This is a genomic window from Nitrospira sp. BLG_2, assembly GCF_049222245.1.
On record NZ_JBLYIG010000416.1, the window covers coordinates 1 to 8,478 of the forward strand.

The 8,478-nt window shown below is 54.5% G+C and carries 7 protein-coding genes; all 7 read right to left on the minus strand.

What is annotated here, in order from left to right; translation table 11 throughout:
• Positions 1–222 precede the first annotated feature (222 nt).
• Positions 223–1,905 carry an energy-dependent translational throttle protein EttA gene (gene ettA / locus ACOSYY_RS11465; protein WP_421662510.1) on the minus strand — a complete coding sequence of 561 codons (1,683 nt, stop codon included), beginning with the start codon at positions 1,903–1,905 and terminating at the stop codon, positions 223–225.
• A gap of 101 nt (positions 1,906–2,006) precedes the next feature.
• Positions 2,007–2,681, minus strand: a complete 675-nt coding sequence (locus ACOSYY_RS11470) for a class I SAM-dependent methyltransferase (RefSeq protein ID WP_421662511.1) — start codon at positions 2,679–2,681, stop codon at positions 2,007–2,009.
• Between the two features lie 197 nt (positions 2,682–2,878).
• Entirely contained in the window at positions 2,879–4,729 is a 1,851-nt protein-coding gene (locus tag ACOSYY_RS11475) for an ABC transporter ATP-binding protein (RefSeq protein ID WP_421662512.1), read from the minus strand.
• A 762-nt stretch (positions 4,730–5,491) separates the two neighbouring features.
• Positions 5,492–5,659, minus strand: a complete 168-nt coding sequence (locus ACOSYY_RS11480) for a hypothetical protein (protein WP_421662513.1) — start codon at positions 5,657–5,659, stop codon at positions 5,492–5,494.
• Entirely contained in the window at positions 5,659–6,405 is a 747-nt protein-coding gene (locus ACOSYY_RS11485; protein ID WP_421662516.1) for an alpha/beta hydrolase, read from the minus strand. Before ACOSYY_RS11485 ends, ACOSYY_RS11480 begins: the two co-directional genes overlap by 1 nt.
• A gap of 2 nt (positions 6,406–6,407) precedes the next feature.
• On the minus strand, positions 6,408–7,124 hold the full coding sequence (locus ACOSYY_RS11490; RefSeq protein ID WP_421662514.1) for an alpha/beta hydrolase: 717 nt from the start codon (positions 7,122–7,124) through the stop codon (positions 6,408–6,410).
• Positions 7,125–7,163: 39 nt separating this feature from the next.
• Positions 7,164–8,478 (minus strand): protein adenylyltransferase SelO (locus ACOSYY_RS11495; protein ID WP_421662515.1); only part of this gene is annotated, 1,315 nt, incomplete at its 5' end.

Sequence of the window (8,478 nt, forward strand, 5' to 3'; positions counted from 1 at the left end):
ATCAGTCCGGTCGAGGCCGATGAGATGGGGCGATCGGTCTCACAGGGTCGGAGGTCCGGAACACCTCTGCAATATGCTCCGTAATCTGACGGAAGCGCTCTTTGCTCTGACACTGAGCCTCGTCATGTCTCCACTACGCGATATGGTCACGCACTCGATCAAGGTGAAAGAGCTGTTGCCAAATGCCCCGCCGTGCGGCAGACACGACGGTTATGCAAGCGTTCAATTACGTGTGAGCTTCCGATACCGGATCCTGTGCGGCTGATCGGCTTCCTTGCCTAAGCGTTTCTTTCGATCCGCTTCGTACTCACTGTAGTTGCCCTCGAACCAGACCACTTTACTGTCCCCCTCAAAGGCGAGAATGTGCGTGGCGATCCGATCGAGGAACCACCGGTCGTGGCTGCTGATCACGGCACAGCCGGCGAAATTCTCCAGCCCTTCTTCCAGGGCCCGCAAGGTATTCACGTCCAGATCGTTCGTCGGCTCGTCCAGAATGATGAGATTGGCGCCTTCCTTCAGCATGCGCGCGAGATGCACACGGTTGCGTTCTCCTCCCGAAAGGTCTTTGACCTTTTTCTGTTGATCCGTCCCGGCAAAGTTGAACCGGGCGCAGTAGCCGCGGGCATTCACTTCGGTTTTGCCGAGCTTGACGGTGTCCTGACCATCGGAAATGATCTCGTACACGCTCTTGTTGCCGTCGAGGCTTCGATCCTGATCCACGTAGCCGAGCTTGACGGTCTCTCCGACTTTGATCGACCCGGTATCCGGTTTCTCCTTACCGATGATCATCTTGAACATCGTCGTCTTACCGGCTCCGTTGGGGCCGATCACGCCGACGATGCCGCCTTTCGGCAAGCTGAAGTTTACGTTCTCATACAGCACCTTGTCGCCGAAGGCCTTGCTGATGCCGCTCGCTTCGACAACCACATCGCCCAGCCGCGGCCCCGGGGGAATGTAGATCTCCAGATCCTCCGCTACCTGATCCTGTTTTTGGTTGACCAGTTCTTCATAGCGATTCAAGCGCGCCTTCCCCTTGGACTGCCGCGCCTTCGGCGACATGCGGATCCATTCCAACTCATGTTCCAGTGTCTTCTTCCGCTTCGACTCCGTCTTTTCTTCTTTCTCCAAACGGTCCTTCTTCTGCTCCAACCAGGAACTGTAATTTCCTTGGAATGGAATCCCGTGGCCTCGGTCCAACTCCAAAATCCATCCAGCGACATTGTCGAGAAAGTATCGGTCGTGGGTTACGGCAATGACCGTGCCTTTGTACTGTTGGAGATGCTGCTCAAGCCATTGCACGGATTCCGCGTCCAAATGGTTTGTCGGCTCATCGAGCAAGAGAATATCCGGCTCCTGGATCATTAAACGACAGAGTGCGACCCTTCGTTTTTCACCACCGGACAATGTCCCCACCTTCTGATCGGCAGGCGGACAGCGCAACGCATCCATGGCGATGTCGAGTTGATTTTCGAGCTCCCATCCGTTGGCCGCTTCGATCTTCTCTTGCAATTGCGCCTGCTTGTCGAGCAGCTTTTCCATCGTGTCCGGATCGGCAGACCCGATCTGGTTACTCACGTCTTCGTATTCCTTGAGTAAGGCCACCAACTCCGCCTTCCCCTCTTCCACGACTTCTTTGACCGTCTTGTTCGAATCGAGCTGGGGTTCTTGCTCGAGCAACCCGACGCTATAGCCTTTGGATCGTGTGATCTCGCCTGTATAGTTTGGATCCACGCCGGCGATGATCTTGAGCAGCGAGCTCTTGCCCGAACCGTTCAAGCCCAGCACTCCGATCTTCGCGCCGTAATAGAAGCCCAGGTAGATCTCCCGCAATACCTGCCGCTTCGGCGGATAGACCTTCCCGACGTTGACGAGTGAAAAAATAACTTGCTTGTCGTTCGTTGCCATACGTTCCTTTCACTGGAAGAGCTGAAGACCGGCCACCTTAACAAAGGCGGGGACAGAGCACAACAGACCTCCGTACGAAAATGTCGTGAGCGGTTTCTTGCTTACTTACTGAGAGCCAGGAGCAATAAAGCGGGGCAGCCAAGCTTATGCCGCCAGTCGGAGCGTCGGTCCACCATTGGCCCTGTCACGACGGGTTCCTCAATGCACTCAACGGTCAGCTTCGCTCCTTGCGCCGCTGCGATGAGATCCCTCACTTCGTGACGGTGCCCTAAAATTCGTACAGATCCGTTAAGGCCGGTCAACTCAATATCGGTTCCGGTGAGACGTTGCATGTCCGGGTGTACCGACGACACGACCGCCCTCCCTCCCGGCTTAAGCACAACAGCAATCTGTTCAAATAGATGTTCGGGTCTCTCCATATGATCGAGCACGAGGCCGGACATAACCCGATCAAAGAGGCCGGACAGGAAGGGTAAGCAAGTTACGGATGCCTGTACCCACGAGATCTCTTCTCGCCTTTCGGTATCCTGCCATGCTCGGCATAGCATGCCTCGAGAGAGATCGACCGCCGTGATTCGATACAAGCCCGGAGTCAGTAGGCGAAGATATCGACCGGTTCCGCAGCCTAAATCCAAGGTTCGGCAGCCGGGGAAAGGCTTGAGCTGATCCAAGAGAAAGGGCTCATCCAGCCACGTGGTGGGATCGCCATCGTCATACGTGGCGGCCCAGTAATCGTAACCCGCCTCGGTTCCCTTTTCACGTGCATCAGCTGCCATAGCGAAGCGGCTATCCATCATCTATGTCATCGTATCATTTACTCTTTCCTCAATGCGCATCTCTGGCTGGTGGTGGTTGAAATGAGTCCGGGGAGATCATCGGCCTGCAGACCGCCTGGGGATGCGCCGCCCAACGGCCAGGCCTTGTCCTAGAGCGTATCGGCGATTGCGGTAGAGGCGATCACGAGTACGGCGAACTAGACTCCTTCTTTCGCCATTCGACGAAATACACCGTTCGTATCAAGAAGTTCCTCATACGTTCCCTGATCCGAGATGGACCCATTCTCCAGCAGATAAATGATGTCGGCCTGTTGAACCGTGCTCAGGCGATGGGCGATCATAATGATCGTTTTCTCATGCATGACGTTTCGGATCGCTTCAGTCACAGCGTCTTCGGTAAGACTATCCAACGCGCTCGTCGCTTCGTCAAGAATCAGAACGTCCGGGTCACTATACACTGCCCGAGCGATTCCAATGCGTTGTCTTTGGCCTCCACTGAGCCGCACACCACGCTCACCGACCATTGTTTCATACCCGTTCGGCAGCTCCTCCATAACAAACTCGTGAAGATTGGCGATACGCGCTGCATGCTCCACGCGGTCGATATCCAGATCGCGGGGTGCCACGCCGAATGCGATGTTTGCCGCAAGAGTGTCATCGGCTACATAGATGTGTTGTGGAACATACCCGAGGTGTTTCTGCCACGAAGTCACGTTGCAGGAAGTTATTGGAATACCATCTACCAACAAGGTACCGTCTTGCGGTTCAAGTAATCCCAAAATAATATCCACAATCGTCGTCTTTCCTCCCCCGGAGCTGCCCACGATGGCCACGGTCGTATTGCGTTGTATGGTGAGATTCAGGTTGTTGATGAGAGGAACGGGAGCATTGGAGTATTGGAATACCAGATTCTCCAACACAATCTCTTGCTGTAACGGACCTACCTCTTGGCGTAAGAAATCGACATTCTCATTCACTGGCAGCGTCGGCTTGGCTACCACGATCGGCTTGGTTTCTGAATCTGGTGGTCCTACCAGTGTCTTCAGCTTTTCTTCAACCGCCTCCAGTGAGCCCATATTGAACCGTACCGCAGTGGCGCTCCCGAAGAGCTGCTGGAATGCCGGCAGCAGACGATAGGCCGTAAATGCATACAGCGCCATTAAAGGGAGCGCTTCTTTGAAATCCTGGTGGGTGGCAAGCAGATAAATCACCAGTAAGATCACCGACCCAAACGCAATGCTTTCGATTGCGTATCGCGGCACCTGACTCACAGTAGCGCTCATCCACTGATTCTTTGCATACAACGCCGCGTACTTGGCGAACCGGTCCTGATAGGCGTCATCTTGCCCTAGGATCTTGAGCTCTTTGATCCCATTCAATACCTCCGTAGCCAATCGAAAGCGTTCCTTCTGCGCCTCTTTGCTGGCTCTTCCAAGATGGGTCATCTTTTGACGAACGTTGAGATAGACGCCGGTGTAGACCGTCCCTATCACGGTTCCAACTAAGAGCGCCAACCACGGATCGACCCACATTACAAGAAGCAGAATGCTCATTGCGATGATTGCCTTGGCAATGGCCTGCAATACGGGAACAGCAATGCCATTCGTCACACGAGCAACATCGCCGGTACAATTCAAAACAAGGTTCGAGCTGTTCTGTTCCAGAAAATATGCGTAAGGTTGCCGCGCATAATTCGATAGGATCTGCGTTGAAAGGCTATGTTCCAGATTGTAGGCAAACCATAAAATGGCGGACGAGCTGACGAGCGATACGGCGTTGCTAAAGACCAGGATCACAATCGCTGCCGAGCCCAATCCAACAAGAAACGTGTTGGTGGATTCAAATTCCAACCAGGTAAAGATGTGATGCAGCCAGGGATTCGTCTGAATCAGTTCTGGGTTTCCCACCACGGCCATAAAGGGCAAGATTGATGAGACTCCCAACGCATCTATGAGTCCGGCAAGCACCATAAGCCCGAGCAGCGCATAGGAGAGCCGCCTCTCCTTGCGATTCAACAATGCGTGAAGTCGCTTAATGAGTCGCCGCATGAGAAAAGCACCATAAGATTCCGGATGTCATAGGAAAGTCATGCCGAAGACGGAGTTCTACTGTTTCTTCATGCGCACAATTGCAAGAAGGACTAACCGTAATGAAGAGGTATGAATAGATTTTCGGTGGTCCTTACGATTGACGATCGCGCACTCTTCATGTGCTATTACACCCTCTTGAAGAATAAACCACACTTGGACGAGGCCTCGACTAGGAGTTTCACGAGTGGCTGGCTTGGAGTCGTCCATTCAGTTCCATATATGCTTCCTCTTCACATTTCCAATGCGGAGTAGCGCATGTTTTGTGCCGAAATGGAGTATCGTAAACTCTTGAATTTATTTCCGTGATCATTTGATAACGCTGTGACCTTTGTAGAAGTTGTAGGAGTACGGATACAGCTTTCATTGCTAAGATTTATGGCCATCCCTCCTTGAAGGACGAACGCATTCACCTCCTGCACATTCGTGATGCCATTCGGCATATCCTCGACTACACGCAAGTCGGGGGAGGACAACTTCCGTATTCCTTCTAGCAGTCTGCTGAAAAACTCTGTTGATGCCAACAATATGGCCGGAAGTTACCGTTCAGGATTAACGTCCGAATACCTGCAGGATGCTCAAAAAGACTGTCCGGCAAGGCCGCAGTGAGCGAAGGGGCGAGGCGTACGCTTCAGTACGTGGAGCCTCTGAGCGATGCGAGAACGCTGCTGGCGGACTTTTTCAGCATCCTGCTAAAAGAAGTTCATCCCAGACCGGGATGCATTAGATCCCCAGTTCTTCCGACAGACGCACTTCGGATGCGTCGTCGATTTCCTCAAGGCAGGTGAAACAGGAAAATGGAAAGCGATCGACAGGAATCGCGCAGACTTCGCCGACCGGTGATTCTTCCAGCGCCGGACCGCCGCATTCTTTGTGAATTAACAGCAGCATCAGGCCTCCCTCATCATCAGTCGGCGAAACAGCTCAATGTGTTCGGGACTACTCAACCGATGGTCGCCGGGAACCAGCCGAAGATCAAGCGGAAAGTTCGGATCGCGGCGAAGCAGTTCATTGGCAAAGGACTTACTGCCTTCCGGCAAGATCACTGTATCTTGAAGACCGTGAAGAATCGCCGTCTTCATCGGACGAAGATTGTTGAACGTCTTCGCCCAATAGGCTTCGCTCTCCTCGACCCACTTCCAGGACAATGGCCAATCTTTGTGTAACGGGTCGTCATCCCAGGGCATCCATCCGGCGGTATGCCAATCGTGGAGCCGTTCCTTGGAGATGCTCCTGGCTCGCTCGCCCATCATGTTAAATGCCGGCGCGATCAGGATGAGTTCTTCAACGATGGAAAACTCTTGCGCAACCAGCCAGGCAACCCAACTCCCGAGCGAATTACCCACGATAGTCGTCTTTGGCCCGGATTGAAGCATATCCAGAACGGCACGCGCATCGGCGATCCAATCGGAGAGCGTGTAGTCCGTGAACTGCCCTTCAGAGTCACCGAATCCCCGCACGTCGTAACAACAGAACCCCCAGCTTCGCTCTCGGCACCATTGCGCCAATGCTTTGCTCTTGTTGCCCCAGCGCTTGGATAGAAAGCCGGTGATGAATAGAACCTGGCGATCTGTCCCATCGGCGCAATCACCTCGAATACGTTTGCCATCGGCGCTCATAAGCTCGAACGGCTGCATGGTCAAGCTTTGAATGCCTTCATGATGAAACCACTGAGCCGCTGCAGCACGGATTCTGGAATCTCATGCCCGCCTCGGAAACTCTGCCACTCCACGACAAGGCTCGATTGAGTCAGTGCGTCGCGCAGACGCTCCGCTCCGATATGGGGAAGAATGTCGTCCAACGTGCCGTGACTTTGAAAAACCGGCAGACCTTTGCGTGTGGACATGAGTGGACCCCAGACCGACTGAGCTAGAAGATTACCAGAGAGCTGCACGAGACCGGCGAATGGATAGTCCGTGTGCAAGACGGCGTCGCAGCTCAGCATTGCCCCTTGTGAAAACCCGCCTATCACCGTCTTCTTATAATCGATCTGGAACTTTCTGGGTAATTCTCTGAGAAAGCCTAGAAAGCGTTCCCGTGCCAGAGCCAGGCCCTGGGGGATCTCCACAGACAAATCACGAATGCGGCCGGCGGCCCGATCCTCTTGAATACGCGCGAAGTCGATGATCCACCAGGCGCGTGAATCGCCGAAGCCCATGTTGAGCGACAGAGGGGCTTCGGGAAACAGCCATCGGGTTCCTCCAGGAACCTCGATCACGTCCGCAAGCGGCACCAGATCGTGACCCGGCGCGCCGAATCCGTGTAGAAGCAGGACGATTGGCCCGTCACCTCCACCCTGTCCATCCGTACCGCCGACAAGTCGGACCTTCAATCCACCCAGTAAGGTTTCTCGCATGAGAACTCCTGGATCAGGACATCGTGATTGCCGATAACCTTACGACGAACAACTTATAGCCAGATGCTTGCCCCAGTTCGGTGGAGGAAACGCATAGGCTTCCATACCCGGCTGCTCGGTGAACGGGTCTTGCAGCACCGTGAAGAGTCTATCGACTTCGGAGAAATCCTTGTTGTGAGCCTTCTCAATCGCCGTTTGCGCAAGATAGTTCCTCAGCACGTACCGGGGATTTACGCGAATCATACGATCGCGCCGCTCCTCGTCGCGATTGCATTCATTCCGCAGCCGATCCCGATAGCGCGCCGCCCATTCGTCGAATCGGTCACGGTTGAGGAAATGTTGGCGCAATTGCTCATTGATTGCGCCATCAGCCGTGGAGAACGTACTTAACTCCCTGCACACGATCGTATAATCCGCCTGGCTGCCTTGGAGGAGTCCTAGGAAATCGCGAATGAGTTCGTCGTCTCCTGCCCGCTCGTCTACCAATCCAACTTTCGCCCGCATGAGCTTCAAATACTCCCGCTCGTATAAGGGTTGATAGGTCTCGAGGGCCGCCTTCAAGGCATCCTTTTCCGCCAACGGCAACAAGGCCTGCGCCAAGCAGCTCAGATTCCAGAGCCCGATATAAGGCTGCTGGTTGAAAGCGTAGCGGCCGTTGTGGTCCGAGTGGTTGCAGATAAACCCTGCGTCGTAATCGTCCATGAAGCCGTACGGACCATAATCCAGCGTCAGGCCCAGGATCGACATGTTGTCGGTGTTCATGACGCCGTGTGCCCAGCCGACGGCCTGCCATTGGGCGATCAATTTCGCGGTTCGCTCGACGACTTCCGTAAAGAATCGGGCGTACTTTTCTCCGGCATCATGAAGATGCGGGAAGTGATGATTGATCACGTAATCCGCGAGAGTTTTCAAGTGCTCATGCTGTTTCCGGTAATAGAAGACTTCAAACGTGCCGAATCGGACATGGGAAGGCGCCATGCGGACCAGCATCGCGCCGGTCTCGACCTGTTCTCGATACACTTTATCGTCGCTCCCGACAAGGCAGAGGGCCTGCGTGGTCGGGATACCGAGGCCGCGCATCGCAGCGCAGCAGAGATACTCACGAATCGTCGAGCGCAACACCGCCCGTCCGTCTCCGTCGCGTGAAAACGGGGTCATCCCCGCGCCTTTGAGATGCAAGTCCCATCGCTCTCCCCGCTCGTTTGTCACCTCGCCGAGGAGAATGGCCCGTCCATCGCCGAGTTGCGGCACATAGACGCCGAATTGATGGTCGGAATACAGCATGGCGAGCGGCTCCATCCCTGTTGCCAATGCGCTCCCGCCGAAAAGCGCCGTGAACTCCGGCCGCATCAGT

Excerpts from the sequence above, each read along its gene's own strand:
- ettA (WP_421662510.1), bottom strand. The coding sequence starts at position 1,905 with ATGGCAACGAACGACAAGCAAGTTATTTTTTCACTCGTCAACGTCGGG.
- ACOSYY_RS11470 (WP_421662511.1), bottom strand. The coding sequence starts at position 2,681 with ATGGCAGCTGATGCACGTGAAAAGGGAACCGAGGCGGGTTACGATTAC.
- ACOSYY_RS11475 (WP_421662512.1), bottom strand. The coding sequence starts at position 4,729 with ATGCGGCGACTCATTAAGCGACTTCACGCATTGTTGAATCGCAAGGAG.
- ACOSYY_RS11480 (WP_421662513.1), bottom strand. The coding sequence starts at position 5,659 with ATGCTGCTGTTAATTCACAAAGAATGCGGCGGTCCGGCGCTGGAAGAA.
- ACOSYY_RS11485 (WP_421662516.1), bottom strand. The coding sequence starts at position 6,405 with ATGCAGCCGTTCGAGCTTATGAGCGCCGATGGCAAACGTATTCGAGGT.
- ACOSYY_RS11490 (WP_421662514.1), bottom strand. The coding sequence starts at position 7,124 with ATGCGAGAAACCTTACTGGGTGGATTGAAGGTCCGACTTGTCGGCGGT.